Raw genomic sequence first — 16,707 nt, 5'->3', positions numbered from 1 at the left:
AACCTGCTCTCACTTCGACGAGGGGTGGGTGGTGCGGGTGTCACGAGCCGGCCGGGCGGGGACCGCGTCCCCACCCGGCCGGTCACTGCTCAGCTGTGCCGGGTCCGGCGGCGCGGACGCTCGCCGCCCTCGCCACCCTCGCCGCCGCCCTGGCCGCCCTCGCCACGCTCCGGGCCACGGCTGCCGCGCTCGCGGTCCCGGTCGCCGCGGTCCCGCGGACCCCGGTCGCCGCGGTCCCGGCCGGCCGGGCGCTCGCCACCGGCGGCCTCGCCGACGGCCGGCGCCTCGGCACCCTCCGGGCGGACCTTGTCCAGGTAGATCTTGCCGCGGGCGTCGATGTCCGCGATCTCCACCTCGACCCGGTCGCCGACGTTGAGGAAGTCCTCGACCTTCTCGACCCGCTTGCCGTCGCCCACCTTGGAGATGTGCAGCAGGCCGTCGCGGCCCGGCAGCAGCGAGATGAAGGCGCCGAACGCGGCGGTCTTCACCACGGTGCCGAGGAACCGGTCGCCGAGCTTCGGCAGCGTCGGGTTGGCGATCGCGTTGATCCGCTCCACCGCGGCCTGGGCCGACGGGCCGTTGGTCGCGCCGACGTAGATCGTGCCGTCGTCCTCGATGGAGATCTCGGCGCCGGTCTCGTCCTGGATGGCGTTGATGGTCTGGCCCTTCGGGCCGATCACCATGCCGATCTTGTCGACCGGGATCTTGACGGTGGTGACCCGCGGCGCGTAGTCCGACATCTCGGCCGGCGCCTCGATCGCCCGCTGCATCACGTCGAGGATGGTCTGCCGGGCCTCGTGCGCCTGCTGCAGCGCGGCGGCCAGCACGTCCGACGGGATGCCGTTGAGCTTGGTGTCGAGCTGCAGCGCGGTGACGAAGTCCCGGGTGCCGGCGACCTTGAAGTCCATGTCGCCGAACGCGTCCTCGGCGCCGAGGATGTCGGTCAGCGTCACGTACTGGGTCTTGCCCTCGACCTCGTCGGAGATGAGGCCCATGGCGATGCCGGCGACCGGCGCCTTCAGCGGCACACCGGCCGACAGCAGGCCCAGCGTCGAGGCGCAGACCGAACCCATCGAGGTGGAGCCGTTGGAGCCGAGCGCCTCGGAGACCTGCCGGATGGCGTACGGGAACTCCTCGCGCGACGGCAGCACCGGGATCAGCGCCCGCTCGGCGAGAGCGCCGTGGCCGATCTCGCGCCGCTTCGGCGAACCGACCCGACCGGTCTCACCGGTCGAGTACGGCGGGAAGTTGTAGTTGTGCATGTAGCGCTTGGACTTCTCCGGGGCGAGGGTGTCCAGCGTCTGCTCCATGCGCAGCATGTTCAGCGTGGTGACGCCCAGGATCTGGGTCTCGCCCCGCTCGAACAGCGCCGAGCCGTGCACCCGCGGCAGCACGCCGACCTCGGCGGTCAGCGGACGGATGTCGCGCGGGCCGCGGCCGTCGATGCGGACCTGCTCGCGCAGCACCCGGTTGCGGACCTCGGACTTGGTCAGCGACCGGAAGGCGGCGTTGAGCTCCTTCTCCCGACCCTCGAAGCGCGGGCCGAGCTCCTCCTGCACGCGGGCCTTGATCGCGTCCAGGGCCTCCTCGCGGACCGCCTTGCCGGCGATCTGGAGGGCCTCGGCGACGTCGGCGCGGGCCAGGTCGGCCACCGCCTGGTACGCGTCGTCCTGGTAGTCCAGGAAGACCGGGAACTCGGCGACCGGCTTGGCGGAAACCTCGGCCAGCTCGCTCTGCGCCCGGCACAGCTCGCGGATGGCCGGCTTGGCGGCCTCCAGGCCGCTGGCGACGACCTCCTCGGTCGGGGCGGGGGCGCCGCCGGCGACCAGCGCCACGGTGTGGTTGGTGGCCTCGGCCTCGACCATCATGATCGCGACGTCGCCGTCCGGCAGGGTGCGGCCGGCCACCACCATGTCGAAGGTGGCCCGGGCCAGCTCCTCGTGGGTCGGGAAGGCGACCCACTGGCCGTCGATGTGCGCCATCCGGGTGGCCCCGATCGGGCCGGAGAACGGCAGGCCGGAGAGCTTGGTCGACATCGAGGCAGCGTTGATCGCCACGACGTCGTACGGGTGCTGCGGGTCGAGCGCGAGGATCGTCTCGACGACCTGGACCTCGTTGCGCAGGCCCTTGACGAACGACGGGCGCAGCGGCCGGTCGATCAGCCGGCAGGTGAGGATCGCGTCCTCGCTGGGGCGGCCCTCGCGGCGGAAGAACGAGCCGGGGATCCGGCCCGCGGCGTACATCCGCTCCTCGACGTCGACGGTCAGCGGGAAGAAGTCGAACTGCTCCTTCGGCTGCTTGCCGGCGGTGGTGGCGGAGAGGACCACCGTCTCGCCCAGCTGGGCGACGACGGAGCCGGCGGCCTGGCGGGCCAGCCTGCCGGTGGAGAAGGTGATCTCACGGGTGCCGAAGGACCCGTTGTCGATCACGGCGGTGCGGGATTCCGTGCCGAGGTTGGTCTCGGTCATGTGCTGTAGTGCTCCTTCGCTTCGTGGGTCCCACGACACTGAGGAGCTGCTCAGACGGCCGGTCTTCGATCGAAGCGCCCGGGTGGCCGGCATGATGCCGGGATTCCCGGGGGCCACTACCGGAGACCGGTACGCTGACCGGCTCCCTGTCGGGTGGTCGCGCGGGCCCTGTTCTTCTGTGGTACCGGAACGGGGGAGCGGCCGAGTGGCCACTCCCCCGTCACGTCATCGGCGCAGGCCGAGCCGCTCGATGAGCGACCGGTAGCGGTTGATGTCCTTCTTCTGGACGTAGTTGAGCAGCCGACGGCGACGGCCGACCAGCAGCAGCAGCCCACGGCGGCTGTGGTGGTCGTGCTTGTGCACCTTCAGGTGCTCGGTGAGCTCGGCGATCCGCTTGGTGAGGACCGCGACCTGCACCTCCGGCGAACCGGTGTCGCCCTCGGCGGTCGCGTACTCCGAGCGGATCTTGGCCTTGGCTTCCTGGTCGAGCGCCATGTTCTCCCTGTTTCGATGGGTTGATCACTGATGTCCGTCGTCGAGGTCCGGAGGACCGGAGACGGACGAACCTCGCACCCGCGGCGTCGTGCAGGCACGCGAGGCCCCACGTCGGTCAGCCGACGTCCCCGCCAGCCTACCAGCCCGAGGCGGTACCGCCCGGCGAAGGGCCGCGCGGCGGGTTGGCGGGACGCTCAGCCGAGCGCGCGGCGGGTCCGCTCCACGTCCTCGGCGATCTGGGCGACCAGCGGCTCGATCGCGTCGTACGTCCGCTGTTCGCGCAGGTGCGCGACGAAGTCCAGGGCCAGCCGCTCGCCGTACAGGTCGCCGCTGAAGTCCAGCGCGTACGCCTCCACTCGGCGCTCCCGGCCGGAGAAGGTCGGGTTGGTGCCGATCGAGACCGCTGCCGCGAGCGGCTCCCGCTGCCCCCGGCGCACCAGCCGGGCGGCGTACACGCCGTCGGCGGGGATCGCCGCGTACCGGTGGCAGAGCAGGTTGGCGGTGGGGTAACCCAGCTCACGCCCGCGCTGATCGCCGCGGACCACCACGCCCTCCACCCGGTGCGGGCGGCCCAGCGCGCCGGCCGCCGCCACCACGTCGCCCGCGTCGACGCAGGAGCGGATGTACGTGGAGGAGAAGACGGTGCCCGCCTCGGCGACCAGCGGGGCGCCCTCCACCCCGAAGCCGAAGGTCCGGCCGAGCCGCTCCAGCAGGGCCACGTCACCGGCGGCCCGGTGCCCGAACCGGAAGTTGGCGCCGACCACGACCAGGGCGGCGTGCAGGTGCTCGACCAGGATGTCGTGCACGAACTCCTCGGCCGGCAGCCGGGAGAAGTCCGGGGTGAACGGCACCACGCACAGCACGTCGACGCCGAGCGCCTCGATCAGCTCGGCCTTGCGGGCCGGCTCGGTCAGCACGGCGGGGTGCGAGCCGGGGCGGACCACCTCCGCCGGGTGCGGGTCGAAGGTCACCACCACCGACTTGACGCCCAGCTCGCGGGCGCGCGCCACGGCGTGGCCGATGGTCGCCTGGTGCCCCTTGTGCACGCCGTCGAAGACGCCGATGGTGACGACCGACCGCCCCCAACCACCGGGCGCCGCCTCGTACCCCCGCCACCGCTGCATGCCGCTCCTCCCCTGCTGTCCCGCCGGCCCGCGCCGGCCGGGTCGCTCCGCGGCCGGCTGTCAGGCCGGGGCGAGCACGATCTCCGCGCGGGCCCGCCCGTCCCGCTCGCTGACGATAGCGATCAGGCCGTCCGGGCCGAAGACGGCGTACGGCCCGGTGATGCCGGCCGGGTCCAGCGGCCCGCCGTGGGACAGGATCCTCGCCTCGTCGGGGGTGGCGTCGCGGCGCGGGAAGTACCGGTCCGCGGCGGCGTCGAGCGGCAGGTTGACCACCTCCGGCGCGCGCTGCTCCAGCTCGTCGAGGGTGGCCGCCTCGGCCAGGGTGAAGTCGCCCACCGCCGTCCGCCGCAGCGCCGTCAGGTGGCCACCGACCCCCAGCGCCAGGCCGACGTCCCGGGCGATGGCCCGGATGTACGTCCCGGACGAGCAGGTAACGTCCACGTCCACGTCCACCACGTCAGTCTGGTCCCGACGGATCGAGCGGACGTCCAGCCGGGAGATGGTGACCCGGCGGGCCGGCAGCTCGACGCTCTCCCCCTCGCGGACCCGCTTGTACGCCCGCTCGCCGTTGATCTTGATGGCGCTGACGGCGCTCGGCACCTGGTCGATCTCCCCGGTCAGCGCGGCGAGCGCGGTGCGCACCGCCTCGTCGGTCACCGTGCCGGCCGGCGTCGTGGCGATCACGTCGCCCTCGGCGTCGTCGGTGATCGTGGACTGGCCGAGCCGGATCGTCGCGGTGTAGCTCTTGCCGGCGCCGATGACGTAGGTGAGCAGCCGGGTGGCCCGACCGACCCCGATCACCAGCACGCCGGTGGCCATCGGGTCGAGCGTGCCCCCGTGCCCCACCCGGCGGGTCCGCGCCAGCCGCCGGATCCGCGCCACCACGTCGTGCGACGTCATGCCGCCGGGTTTGTCGACCACGATCAGTCCGTCTGTGCTCACGACCGTCAAGCCTGCCAGAAGCGCTGCGGCCGCCCGCAGGGGACACCACGACGGGCCGCGGGATGCGAAGATCATGCGCCCGCATCGCGTCTGACCTTGGATCCGGAATGACCGACCAGCCGATCCCCGAGCCGTCGCCCCGCCTCGACGAGCTCTTCACCCCCGCCGAGGAACCGGTGAGGGTGCCCGACTGGATGCGCCAGCCCCAAGTGGAGCACGAGGTGACGCGCGCCGAGCGGCTCCGCCTGGGCTGGGAACGGCACAGCGCCAAACTGCTCGCCGGGGTCGCCGCGCTGCTGGTCCTCGGCCTCTTCGCGGTCGTCGGCACCGTCGGCTACCGGTTCTTCGAGAAGGTGGGCGATGGCCCCGCCGCATACCCGACGATCACTCAGCCGGCCGGGGTCCAGGCGACCAGCGCAGCCAGCGCTCCCGCAGCGGCCGGGCCCTTCGCGGGCACGCCCGCCGAGGCGTTCCCCGATGGGGCTGCCGGCATCACCCTGCCGCCAGCGAAGCGGACCGGCAACTTCACCGCCAAGCAGGCGTCGGCCGGGCTGAGGAAGGTCCGCGCCGCCCTGGTGACTGCCCGGCTGGACCGCGCCTTCATGACGTCCGAGGACCCGGAACCGCTGATCCGGCAGTTCGCCCCGGACGCCCGGGCTGGGATGCGCGAGGACTTCGACTCCGCCGTGTTCGCCAGTTACGCCACCCGGCTCGCACCGGGAGCCCGGCTGACGAAGCACCAGCCCCGGGTCAAAGGAACGGTCACCTACCGGGCGACCCGGGACTCCGACGGCATCCGGGTGCTGGAGGTGACCACCAACTTCGCCTGGGCGTACGCCTTCCAGAGCACCGGCGCGGCGCCCGGCGACGGCGTGGTGGTGGTGCACGACACGCTGCTCTGGCACGTGCCGCACCCCGACGACGTCGAATCCGCCTCGGTCGGACTCTGGCTCCAGGATTCGGATTCCTACGCCTCGAACATCGACTGCGCGGCCTTCGACAAGGGGCTGCTCGACGTGGGCGCGCCGACTTACGGCGGACCGGTCGCCACCGAGGACCCGGACGCGATGTTCGATCCGAACCGTTCCCTGGACATCCCGGACACCTGCTGAGTCACCGGCGTTCCCCGACGAGCACCACAGTGTCCGCGGGCCACCACGAGCAACGCGGACTTCAGCGGACCGCGCCGACCACCGCCCAGCCGCCGGAGCGCAGCCGCAGCAGCAGCGCGGCCAGCCGGAGCACCACGAAGAGCGTCAGTCCGGCCCAGATCCCGCCGAGGCCGAGGCCGAGCCCGTAGGCGAGCCAGATCGCCGGCAGGAACCCGCCCAGCGCCGCCACGATGGTCAGGTTGCGCAGGTAGCGGACGTCCCCCGCGCCGATCAGCACGCCGTCGAGGGCGAAGACCACCCCGCCGATCGGCTGCAACGCGACGAACCACGGCCAGGCCACCATCGCCTGCTCGCGTACCTGGGGGTCGGAGCTGAACCAGGACGGCACGACGCCGGCGCCGGCGGCGATCAGCACCGCGAAGGCGACGCCGCAGGCGCCGCCGAGCAGGGCGATCCGGCGCGCGAGGGCGCGGGCGCCGGCCGCGTCGCCGGCGCCGAGCGCGGCGCCGATCAGCGCCTGGGCGGCGATGGCCAGCGCGTCCAGCACCAGGGCGGTGAAGAACCACAGCTGGAGCGCGATCTGGTGGGCGCCGACGGCGGCGGCGCCGAACCGGGCCGCGACGGCGGTGGCGGAGAGGAAGCTCGCCTGGAAAGCGACGCCGCGGATCAGCAGGTCCCGGCTGAGCACGAGCTGCTGCCGGATCAGTCGCGGCCGGGGCCGCAGGGAGACCCGCTCGCGCATCAGCGCCGCGGCGAAGAGGCCGCCGGAGATGGTCTGCGCGGCCACGTTCGCCACCGCCGAGCCGGCCAGGCCGAGCCCGGCGGGGTAGACCAGCAGCGGGCAGAGCAGGGCGGAGAGCAGGTTGGGGGCGAGCACGAAGAGCAGCGGCCGCCGGGTGTCCTGGATGCCGCGCAGCCAGCCGTTGCCGGCGGCGGCAAGCAGCAGTCCGGGCGCGCCCAGGGCCGCGATCCGCAGCCACTGCGCGGCCGCGCCGGCCACCTCGCCCGCGCTGCCGACGAGGGTACGCGCCAACGCCCCGCCGCCGACCTGCATGGCGAGCGCCACCAGCACCCCGACGGCCAGGGCGAGCCAGGACGCCTGCACGCCCTCGGCCACCGCGGCGGCCCGGTCGCCCGACCCGAACCGCCGCGCCGACCGCCCGGTGGTGCCGTACGCGACGACGGTGCCGAGCCAGGCGGTCAGGGTCATCACCGTCCCGCCGACGGCGAGCGCGGCGAGCGGAACCCGGCCCAGGTGCCCGACCACCGCCGTGTCGACCAGGACGTAGAGCGGCTCGGCGGCGAGCACCACGAGCGCCGGCAGGGCGAGCGCCGCGATCCGCCGCGGCGAGGCGGCACGGGACGCGGCGGCGTTGGCGACGGTCTGACTCATCGCCGCCGATCCTGACACGCCCCCCGTAACGGCCGCAACCCCACCCCGCCGCTTACCCCCCTCCCCCCTCCCCTCTCCCGGCCCGCCCGCCCGCCCCGGTGATCATGAAGTTGTTGTCACGACACGCCGGCGCGGGCGACAACAACTTCATGATCAACGCCCCATGGGGGCGGGAGGGGGCCGTGGGGTCAGGGTTGGGGGAGGGTGGTGAGCCACTGGTGGAGGTCGGCGCGGGTGCGGAGGCGGACCACCGGCAGGTCGGGGGCGGTCGACGCGACCGCGGCGAGGACCCGTGGCCGAGAGCGACGGGGGTAGCGCCACACGTAGCGGAGGAACTTCAGGTCGATCCGCTCGGGGCAGCCGTCGGGGAGGTCGGGGCGGGGTGCGGCGCGGTGGGCCCAGCGGCGGCGGAGCACCCGGGCGAGGCAGCGCAGCCGGGGCGGGTCGCAGAGCACCAGCAGGTCGGCGCGGGGCAGGCGGAGGTCGAGCCTGCCGCCGTAGTGCCGTCCATCACCCAGGCCGGGCGGGCGGCGAGCGCGGCGACCTCGGCCCGGAAGCGGGCGTCGCCGGAGGCGACCCAGCCGGGCCGCCAGTAGTGCCGGTCGAGGTGGATCAGCGGGAGGTCGAGCCGGCGGGCGACCTCGCGGGCGAGGGTGCTCTTGCCGGCGCCCGCGCTGCCGACGATGAGGATGCGGCGCACCGGGCGACGGTAGCGCCGGAGGGCCGGCCGTGGGCGCCGGGGCGGCGGTGACGCTGGCGACGGAGCGACGTCGGCGGCGTCACCGCCGGACGGCGTACGTCACTGACGGGTGTCCATCGAGGTCTGCAGCGCGCGGCGCATCTGCTCGCGGGCCTCGTCGGCGGTCTCGGGCTGCGGCTTGCGGGTGGGCTTGGTCGCCATCGGGAGATCCCTTCCAGGGTGCGGACCACCACGGCACGGTGGCCCTACGGGCGGTCGTGCTGAGCGCCCGGCAGCGGTCCGGGATCACCGGAGCGGCTCGCCTGGCAGCGTGAGCCCGGGTCGGTCTGACCCTGGAGGGAGGCGGCACCTGGTGCGGCGCCACCGCCCACGACCTGCGTCGCGGCGCGGCGCCGGTCCTTACCCAAGCTATCGTTCAGGTCCACATACTGCCCAGTGTTCCCGACATTTGGACACGCGGCGGGTCACCGGGCCAGGAAGTGCCAACCCAGCCACCACCAGAAGCCGAAGAGGCCGATCCGCCCGACCGGCACCGGGCCGACCTCGTACCGCATCACGAACGCGCAGACGTCGCCGAGCGACGGGACGCGGGAACCCTCCCGCCGGGACACCCACTCCACCGCCACGAAGAGCAGCACCGCGGTCAGGAAGCCACCGATCGCCAGCGCGCGCATCATCGCCGCACCAGTCCCCAGAACGCGGCCAGCCAGGCGAACCAGGCCGTGGAGCGGACCAGATGGTCCTCCAGCAGCGGATCCGCCAGCCGGGAGAAGGTGGGGAACTCGTCGCCCACCGAGAGCACGAACGTCGCCCCCTCCAGGACCCCGAAGACGGTCACCGGCAGCAGCCACCAGACCGCGCCCGGGGCCAGCCGGCGGGGGGCGGGCCGCCGGGGCACCCGGTTGTTCAGCCCGAGCCAGATCAGCGCCCCGCCGGTGCCCAGGGTGTAGAGGTTGGCCTGCGCGGAGAAGGACGGCAGCTGCCCACCGACCAGGGAGAGGCAGATCAGCATCGGTACGGAGACGACGGGACGGTCCCAGGCTCGGGGCGCCTCGGCGGTGAGCTCTCGGGGGTGATCCATCACCCGATTGTCCTCACCGTCACGGAACGCGGGAAGACCGCCACACCCCGGAGTCGACCCTGATCTCAGCCCGCGAGCAGCGCCCCGTCGAGCTCGGCCCGGATCCGGTCGACCACCTCGTCGGCGCTGCCCCGACCGGTGAACCCGGCGGCGAACCGGTGCCCGCCGCCGCCCAGCGCCACCGCCACTCGGCTCACGTCGACCGCGCCCTTGCTCCGCAGCGACACCGCCCACTCCCCGGGCGCCACCTGCTTGACCACGCAGCTCACGTCCGCCTCGGCCGTGCAGCGCACCGAGTCGATCAGCGCCTCCAGCACGTACGGCGGCTGGTCGTGGCGGGCCAGGTCGTCCAAGGTCGCGTACGTCCAGACCAGGCCGCGCCCGCCGGCCGCGTCCGGCTCCAGGCGGGCCCGGCCGATCGCCTCGCCGAAGAGCCGGACGGCGCCGAACGGCCGGGTGTCGAAGATCCGCTGGGAGATCTCCCCCGGTCGGATGCCGGTGGCCAGCAGCCGGGCCGCCATCTCGTGAACCGCCGGGGTGGTCGCCTCGAAGCGGAACGAGCCGGTGTCCGTGCTCAGCGCGACGTAGAGACAGGCGGCGATCTCCGCGTCCAACGACACGCCGAGCCGGTCGAGCAGCCCCTCGGCGACCACCGAGGTCGCCGCCGCGTGCGGGTCGACCAGGTTGATGCCGCCGAAGCGGGTGTTGGAGGCGTGGTGGTCGAGCACCAGCGCCGTGCCCGCCGACTCGAGCCGGTCCACCAGGTCACCCAGCCGCGACTCGCTCGCCGCGTCGAAGCAGATGACCAGGTCCGGATCCGGGTACGCGGCGTCCTGCGGCACCAGCAGGTCGAGCCCGGGCAGCCAGCGGAACGGCTCCGGCACCTCCGGGGGCCCGGGGAAGGTCGCCTGGAGCTGTCGTACGCCCAGCCGGCGCAGTCCCAGACCGAAGCCGAGCATGCTGCCCAGCGCGTCCCCGTCCGGGTTGACGTGGCAGATCAGCAGCACCCGCGCGTCGGCGGGGAGTTGGCGTACCGCGGCGACCGCGGCCGCCCACTCGGCCCCGGTGGGCGCCTCGGGGGCGCCCGCGGCGGCGTCGGTCACGGGCGGTCGCCGCCGCGCGGCTCGCCCTCGGTCCCGGCAACCCCGGTCTCGGCGGCGGCGTCCTCGACCTCGTCCTCGAGGCGGTACGGCTGGGCCTCGCCGGCGTACTTCGCGCTCGCGGCCAGCCGCTGCACCTCGGCGTCGGCGTTGCGGGCCGCGGCGAGCAGGTCGTCGATGTGCTTGACCTGGTCCTGCACGTCGTCTAGGACGAAGGTCAGGGTCGGCGAGTGCCGCAGCCCGAGGGCCTTGCCCACGGTGCTGCGCAGCATGCCCTTGGCGCTCTCCAGCGCGGCGGCGGTGCTGGACTGGGCCGCCGCGTCGCCGAGCACCGTGTAGAACACCGTGGCGTCGCGCAGGTCGGCGGTGATCCGGGCGTCGGTGATGGTGATCATCCCGAGCCGGGGGTCCTTGATCTGGCTCCGCACCACCGACGCGACCAGTTCACGGATGCGCTCCGCGTGCCGGCGTACCTTGGCCGGATCCGTCATCTCCCCCACCTCCAGGGCATCCTGCTTCCGGCCGGGAACGGCAGCGCGGGGCGCCGCCGGGCCCGACCGCCCGACATCTCGAACACTACCCGCGCGATCGTGACCGTCGTGCGGGGCTGCCGGTGGCGACGGCCACCCTGGATCCGGCCCGCGTCCGGGCCGACGGACGTCCCGGCGTCAGTCCTCCTCGCCGTACAGCCGGCGGCGCACCGACAGCAGCTCGGCCTCGGGGCGCTCGGCCACCAGGCGCTCGCACGAGTCGAGCACCTCGCGGACGTGTGCCGCCTCGGCGGCCACCACGGCCACCCCGATCTGGGCCCGACCGTGCAGGTCGAGCGCCCCCACCTCGGCGGCCGACACCTCGAAGCGGCGCAGCGCCGCCACGATCGGCCGTACATATGATCTTTTCGCCTTGAGCGACCGGGAGTCGCCCGGCAGCAGCAGGTCGAAGATCGCGGTTCCGGTGAACATCGCCCCGGACATTACGGGCACCCCCAGACATGATCAAGGGGTTTACGCCTTTCGGCGTAAACCCCTTGATCACTGTGTCACCGTCGGATCAGGCGCGCGGCTTCTCCCGCATCTCGAAGGTCTCGATGATGTCGCCTGCCTGGACGTTGTTGAAACCGGCCAGGGTCAGACCACACTCGAAGCCCTCGCGGACCTCCGTCGCGTCGTCCTTGAACCGCTTGAGCGAACTGACCGTGAGGTTGTCCGCCACGACCGCCCCGTCCCGCAGCAACCGCGCCTTGGCGTTGCGGCGGATGACGCCGGACCGGACGATACAGCCGGAGATGTTGCCGACCTTGGACGAGCGGAAGACGTCGCGGATCTCCGCGGAGCCCAGCTCGACCTCCTCGTACTCCGGCTTGAGCAGCCCCTTGAGCGCGGCGTCGATCTCCTCGATGGCCTGGTAGATCACGGTGTAGTACCGGATCTCCACGCCCTCGCGGTCGGCGATCTCGCGAACCTTGTTGGCGGCCCGCACGTTGAAGCCGATGATCGTGACCGCCTCGGACGAGGCGCTCGCGAGCATGACGTCGCTCTCGGTGATCGCACCCACGCCCCGGTGGATGATCCTGAGCTGGACCTCCTCCGGGATGTCGAGGTTGAACAGCGCGTCCTCGAGCGCCTCCACGGAACCGGAGACGTCGCCCTTGAGCACCAGGTTGAGCGAGGTCTTCTCGCCCTCCTTGAGCTGCTCCATGAGCGTCTCGAGAGTCGCCCGGCCACGGGAGTTGGCGAATGAAGCCGCCCGCCGCCGCGCCTGCCGCTGCTCGGCGATCTGGCGCACCGTCCGGTCGTCCTCGGCCGCCAGGAAGGTGTCACCCGCACCCGGCACCGCGGTCAGACCGAGCACCAGGACCGGACGGGCGGGACCCGCCTCGGCGACCTGGTTGCCGTTCTCGTCGAGCATCGCCCGAACCCGGCCGTGCGCCCCACCGGCGACGATCGAGTCGCCGGCCCGCAGGGTGCCCTTCTGCACCAGCACCGTCGCCACCGCACCGCGGCCCTTGTCCAGGTGCGCCTCGATCGCCACACCCTGCGCCGGCCCGTCGATCGGAGCGGTCAGCTCCAGCGACGCGTCGGCGGTCAGCAGGACCGCCTCGAGCAGCTCGTCGATGCCGATGCCCGGCTTCGCCGCCACGTTGACGAACATGGTCTCGCCGCCGTACTCCTCGGCGACCAGCCCGTACTCGGTCAGCTGCTGGCGGACCTTGTCCGGGTTGGCCTCCGGCTTGTCGACCTTGTTGACCGCGACCACGATCGGCACGTCCGCCGCCTTGGCGTGGTTGAGCGCCTCGATGGTCTGCGGCATCACGCCGTCGTCGGCCGCCACCACCAGCACCACGATGTCCGTCACCTGGGCACCACGGGCACGCATGGCGGTGAACGCCTCGTGACCCGGGGTGTCGATGAAGGTCACCGCGCGGTCCTCGCCCTCGTGCGGGACGTGGACCTGGTACGCGCCGATGTGCTGGGTGATGCCACCCGCCTCGCCGGCCACGACGTTCGCCTTGCGGATCGCGTCGAGCAGCTTGGTCTTACCGTGGTCGACGTGACCCATGACGGTCACGACCGGCGCACGGCTGACCAGGCGCTCCTCGGCGACCACGGCGTCGAGGTCGATGTTGAACTGCGCGAGCAGCTCGCGGTCCTCGTCCTCCGGGCTGACGATCTGCACGTCGAAACCGAGGTGCTCACCCAGCAGCAGCAGGGTCTCGTCAGAGCAGGACTGGGTCGCGGTGACCATCTCGCCCAGGTTGAACATCTCCTGGACCAGCGAACCCGGGTTGGCGTTGATCTTGTCGGCGAAGTCCGACAGCGAGGCGCCACGGGAGAGCCTGACGACCTGACCCTGACCCCGGGGAGCACCCGAGCTCATGGTCGGAGCCGACAGGTTGTCGAACTCCTGTCTGCGCTGCTTCTTGGACTTGCGACCACGGGTCGGCCGACCACCCGGACGCCCGAAGGCACCCGCGGCGCCACCGCCACGACCACGACCGCCGCCACCAGGGCGACCGCCGCCACCAGCCGGGGCACCCGGACGGAAACCGCCGCCGGGAGCACCGCCGCCGGCACCACCGGGGCCACCGCGGTAGCCACCGCCACCGCCGCCGCCACCGGGACCGCCACGGAAGCCACCGCCACCGCCGCCGCCACCGGGACCGCCACGGAAGCCACCGCCGGCGCCGGCGCCACCGGGACGACCTGCGCCGCCACCGGGGCCGCCACGACCGCCACCGGGGCCGCCGGGGCGACCCGTGGTGGGCCGCTGGGTCGGCATGGACGCCGGGCTGGGCCGCGGCGGCATGGACGCCGGGCTGGGCCGCGGCGGCATGCCGGCCGGGCTCGGCCGGGGACCGCCGGCAGCCGGGGGCCGCTGCTGCTGGCCACCCTGAATACCGAACGGGTTGTTACCGGCGCCGCGCGCCGGCGGACGACCGCCCGGCCGGGCACCCGGGCCCGGGGTCGGGCCACCGGGACGACCGGCGGCCGGGGTACCCGGACGCGGCGGCACCGCGTTCGGACCCGGACGCGGAGCCGGACCCGGACGGGGACCGCCCTCGGCCGGAGGCTCCCGGCGGACGTTCTCCCGCTGCTGCTGGCGGGCGGCCTGCGCGGCCTTGACCGCGGCCTCCTGCTCAGCCTTGAGGGCAGCGGCGCGCGCCTCGGCGGCCGCCACCTCGATGTCGTGCGCGCTCGCCGGCTTGGCGACCGGGGTCGCCGGCTGCGGCGGGCTGGGGACCGGGCCCTTGGGCTTCGGTCCAGGGGTCGGCGCGGCCGGCCGCCGGGGCGGCATCGGCTTGGCCGAGACCCGGGGGGCACCCGGGGTCGGGGACGGCGTCGGGGTCGCCGCCGGAGCGGACGCGGCCGCCGCGGGGGCGGCCGGCGCCGAAGTGCCACCGGCGGACGCGACGAATGCGCCACGCAGCCGTCGGGCGACGGGCGCCTCGACGGTGCTGGACGCGGACTTGACGAACTCGCCCATTTCCTTCAGCTTGGCGAGAACGGTCTTGCTTTCGACCCCGAGCTCTTTTGCCAGCTCGTGTACGCGGGCCTTACCTGCCACTGCACTCCTCACTCCGAGGTCGTGCGGGCAGTACCCGCAGCGACCTCACTCGTGCACTTGAAGCCTGGTCATTTCAGGGACTTCATCGTGTGCTCATGTCGGTCGTCCTACCTTGCTAGCGACCCTCGCCCGGTCGGGCTGACCGGACGTAGTGGTTGGCGCGTCAACATGCTCCGCCAGCTCACCGTGATCGACGACCCCGGTGATACGCAGTGCCCGCCCGAAGGCGCGGCGGCGCATCGCCTGCGCGAAGCAGGCCGGATCCGGGTGCATGTTCGCTCCCCGACCCGGCAGTCTGCGGGCCGGATCGGGCCGGAGGCTGTAACCAGCCTCGTCGCCGATCGCGACGATCCGCAGCAGTTCGCTGGCCGGCGCACGTCTCCGGCAGCCCACACAGGTGCGCTCCGGTAGCGCGCGTCGTACCACTGGAGAAAGTCTACCCCTAGCTGCTCGAGATCGCGCCGCCCGGCTCCGGCACGTGATCAGCTGCGCCCCGGCCGGCCGTCTCGGTCTGCTCCGCGTCGGAGCGGATGTCGATCCGCCAACCGGTCAGTCGGGCGGCAAGCCGGGCATTCTGCCCCTCCCGGCCGATCGCCAGGGAGAGCTGGAAGTCCGGCACGGTCACCCGGGCCGTCCGGCTGGCCAGGTCGACCACCTCGACCCGCAGCGCCTTGGCCGGGGAGAGCGCGTTCCCGACGAAGGTGGCCGGGTCGTCCGACCAGTCGATGATGTCGATCTTCTCACCGTGCAGCTCGCTCATCACCGCCCGGACCCGCTGCCCCATCGGGCCGATACAGGCGCCCTTGGGGTTCACGCCCGGGGTGGTGGAGCGCACCGCGATCTTCGTACGGTGACCCGCCTCACGGGCGATCGCGCCGATTTCCACGGTGCCGTCGGCGATCTCCGGCACCTCCAGCGCGAAGAGCTTCTTCACCAGTGCCGGGTGCGAACGGGACAACGTGATCTGCGGACCGCGCATTCCCTTCGCCACGTGCACCACGACGCAGCGGATCCGCTCGCCGTGCGTGTACCGCTCGCCGGGGACCTGCTCGGACTGGGGCAGGACGCCCTCCAGCTTGCCCAGGTCGACGCTGACGATGCCCTTCTCGGTGCGCGCCTCGTGCGCCTGCACCACGCCGGTGACCAGGTCACCGTCGCGGCCGACGTACTCGCCGAAGTGCACCTCGTCGGTGGCCTCCCGCAGCCGCTGGAGGATCACCTGCTTGGCCGTCATGGCGGCGATCCGGCCGAAGTCGTGCGGGGTGTCGTCCCATTCCCGCACCACGGTGCCGTCGTCGTCCAACTCCTGGGCGTAGACCAGGGCGGCCCCGGTCTTCCGGTCGATCTCCACCCGGGCGTGCGCCTCGGCGCCCTCGGTGTGCCGGTAAGCGGTCAGCAACGCGGTCTCGATCGCCGCGAGGATCGTGTCGAACGGGATCTCCCGCTCGCGCTCGAGTGCGCGCAGCGCCGCGAGGTCGATGTTCACCTCTCCTCGTCCTCCACATCATCTTCGTCGTCGATGTCGTCAGTTTCGCCGGTTTCGCCGGTTTCGCCGGTTTCGTCCGCGTCGTCGAACTCGTCCGCCTCGTCGATCTCGTCGAGGCGGGTGAACTCGACCTGGACCCGACCGGGTCCGAGGTCGGCGTAGCGGTGCTCCGCGCGGCCGGCGTCCGTCTCCAGCACCACGCGCTCGTCGTCGGCCTCGACCACCCGGCCGGTGACCTGCCGGTCCCCGGCGGCCCGCTGCTCGGGCAGCGCCGTCGCGCCACGCACGGTCACCTTGACCAGCCGGCCGACGTTGCGCCGCCAGTGCCGAGGCAGGGTGAGCGGGCGGTCCACGCCCGGCGAGCTGACCTCGAGCTGGTACTCCCCGGCCACGATGTCGCCACCGGCCTCCTCCGCGGCGTCCAACGCCGCGGAGACCGCCCGGGAGATGTCCGCGACGGCGTCCAGGTTGATCCCGCCGTCGGCATCCACGATCACGCGTACCACGTGCCGTCGGCCGGCCCGGGAGACCGAGAGGTCCTCCAGGTCGTAGCCGGCGCCGTCGACCACGGGCTCGATCACCTCGCGCAGCCGCGCGCGCCGGGCGCCGAGGTCACCGCCGCGCGGTGCGCCGGCCCGGTCCCCACCACGGGGCCCGTCGGCCCGCCGGGGTCGCCCGGACGGCCCGGTCGGCCTGGTGGCACGGCCACGCTGCGTCATCTGGCGCCCCTTCTCCTGATCT

16 protein-coding genes are annotated in these 16,707 nt (G+C 73.3%); 1 reads left to right on the top strand and 15 read right to left on the bottom strand.

Annotated features, from left to right (window positions below):
• Positions 1–89: 89 nt before the first annotated feature.
• The 4 genes from EV384_RS12295 to truB all read right to left on the bottom strand — a co-directional run bounded on the left by EV384_RS12295 (position 90) and on the right by truB (position 5,104).
• Complete coding sequence (locus EV384_RS12295) at positions 90–2,468, bottom strand: polyribonucleotide nucleotidyltransferase (RefSeq protein WP_130333051.1); 2,379 nt, start codon at positions 2,466–2,468, stop codon at positions 90–92.
• 225 nt (positions 2,469–2,693) lie between these two features.
• On the bottom strand, positions 2,694–2,963 hold the full coding sequence (gene rpsO, locus EV384_RS12290) for a 30S ribosomal protein S15 (protein ID WP_067302624.1): 270 nt from the start codon (positions 2,961–2,963) through the stop codon (positions 2,694–2,696).
• A gap of 194 nt (positions 2,964–3,157) precedes the next feature.
• Positions 3,158–4,087: a bifunctional riboflavin kinase/FAD synthetase gene (locus EV384_RS12285; protein ID WP_130333049.1), complete on the bottom strand. Its 930-nt coding sequence runs from the start codon at positions 4,085–4,087 to the stop codon at positions 3,158–3,160.
• 60 nt (positions 4,088–4,147) lie between these two features.
• Positions 4,148–5,104 carry a tRNA pseudouridine(55) synthase TruB gene (gene truB, locus EV384_RS12280; protein WP_207232304.1) on the bottom strand — a complete coding sequence of 319 codons (957 nt, stop codon included), beginning with the start codon at positions 5,102–5,104 and terminating at the stop codon, positions 4,148–4,150.
• Positions 5,105–5,136: 32 nt separating this feature from the next.
• On the opposite strand from truB, the gene EV384_RS12275 reads away from it, so the two are divergent.
• On the top strand, positions 5,137–6,141 hold the full coding sequence (locus EV384_RS12275) for a hypothetical protein (RefSeq protein ID WP_130333045.1): 1,005 nt from the start codon (positions 5,137–5,139) through the stop codon (positions 6,139–6,141).
• Between the two features lie 61 nt (positions 6,142–6,202).
• Here EV384_RS12275 and EV384_RS12270 read toward each other — a convergent pair whose 3' ends face one another.
• From EV384_RS12270 to rimP, 11 genes are all read right to left on the bottom strand, one after another.
• Positions 6,203–7,534 carry an MATE family efflux transporter gene (locus tag EV384_RS12270; RefSeq protein WP_130333043.1) on the bottom strand — a complete coding sequence of 444 codons (1,332 nt, stop codon included), beginning with the start codon at positions 7,532–7,534 and terminating at the stop codon, positions 6,203–6,205.
• Between the two features lie 337 nt (positions 7,535–7,871).
• Positions 7,872–8,234 carry an AAA family ATPase gene (locus EV384_RS12265; protein WP_207232303.1) on the bottom strand — a complete coding sequence of 121 codons (363 nt, stop codon included), beginning with the start codon at positions 8,232–8,234 and terminating at the stop codon, positions 7,872–7,874.
• Positions 8,235–8,698: 464 nt separating this feature from the next.
• Entirely contained in the window at positions 8,699–8,908 is a 210-nt protein-coding gene (locus tag EV384_RS12260) for a DUF6186 family protein (RefSeq protein ID WP_207232584.1), read from the bottom strand.
• Positions 8,908–9,315, bottom strand: a complete 408-nt coding sequence (locus tag EV384_RS12255) for a hypothetical protein (RefSeq protein WP_130333041.1) — start codon at positions 9,313–9,315, stop codon at positions 8,908–8,910. The genes EV384_RS12260 and EV384_RS12255 overlap by 1 nt, the downstream gene beginning before the upstream one ends.
• 65 nt (positions 9,316–9,380) lie before the next feature.
• Positions 9,381–10,418, bottom strand: coding sequence for a DHH family phosphoesterase (locus EV384_RS12250; protein ID WP_130333040.1), 1,038 nt, complete (start codon positions 10,416–10,418; stop codon positions 9,381–9,383).
• Complete coding sequence (rbfA, locus tag EV384_RS12245; protein WP_089010602.1) at positions 10,415–10,906, bottom strand: 30S ribosome-binding factor RbfA; 492 nt, start codon at positions 10,904–10,906, stop codon at positions 10,415–10,417. The genes EV384_RS12250 and rbfA overlap by 4 nt, the downstream gene beginning before the upstream one ends.
• A 177-nt stretch (positions 10,907–11,083) precedes the next feature.
• Positions 11,084–11,377: a DUF503 domain-containing protein gene (locus tag EV384_RS12240; protein WP_130333038.1), complete on the bottom strand. Its 294-nt coding sequence runs from the start codon at positions 11,375–11,377 to the stop codon at positions 11,084–11,086.
• A gap of 88 nt (positions 11,378–11,465) precedes the next feature.
• Complete coding sequence (infB, locus tag EV384_RS12235) at positions 11,466–14,480, bottom strand: translation initiation factor IF-2 (protein WP_130333036.1); 3,015 nt, start codon at positions 14,478–14,480, stop codon at positions 11,466–11,468.
• Positions 14,481–14,573: 93 nt separating this feature from the next.
• Entirely contained in the window at positions 14,574–14,906 is a 333-nt protein-coding gene (locus tag EV384_RS12230) for a YlxR family protein (RefSeq protein ID WP_130333034.1), read from the bottom strand.
• 16 nt (positions 14,907–14,922) lie between these two features.
• Positions 14,923–15,966: a transcription termination factor NusA gene (gene nusA / locus EV384_RS12225; RefSeq protein ID WP_130333032.1), complete on the bottom strand. Its 1,044-nt coding sequence runs from the start codon at positions 15,964–15,966 to the stop codon at positions 14,923–14,925.
• Positions 15,963–16,685, bottom strand: coding sequence for a ribosome maturation factor RimP (gene rimP / locus EV384_RS12220; protein ID WP_130333030.1), 723 nt, complete (start codon positions 16,683–16,685; stop codon positions 15,963–15,965). The genes nusA and rimP overlap by 4 nt, the downstream gene beginning before the upstream one ends.
• Positions 16,686–16,707 lie beyond the last annotated feature (22 nt).

The sequence above is a fragment of the Micromonospora kangleipakensis genome (assembly GCF_004217615.1).
GTDB classification, from domain to species: Bacteria; Actinomycetota; Actinomycetes; order Mycobacteriales; family Micromonosporaceae; genus Micromonospora; species Micromonospora kangleipakensis.
Note: the sequence above shows the minus strand (reverse complement) of the source record. Positions and strands in the feature narration are given on the sequence as shown.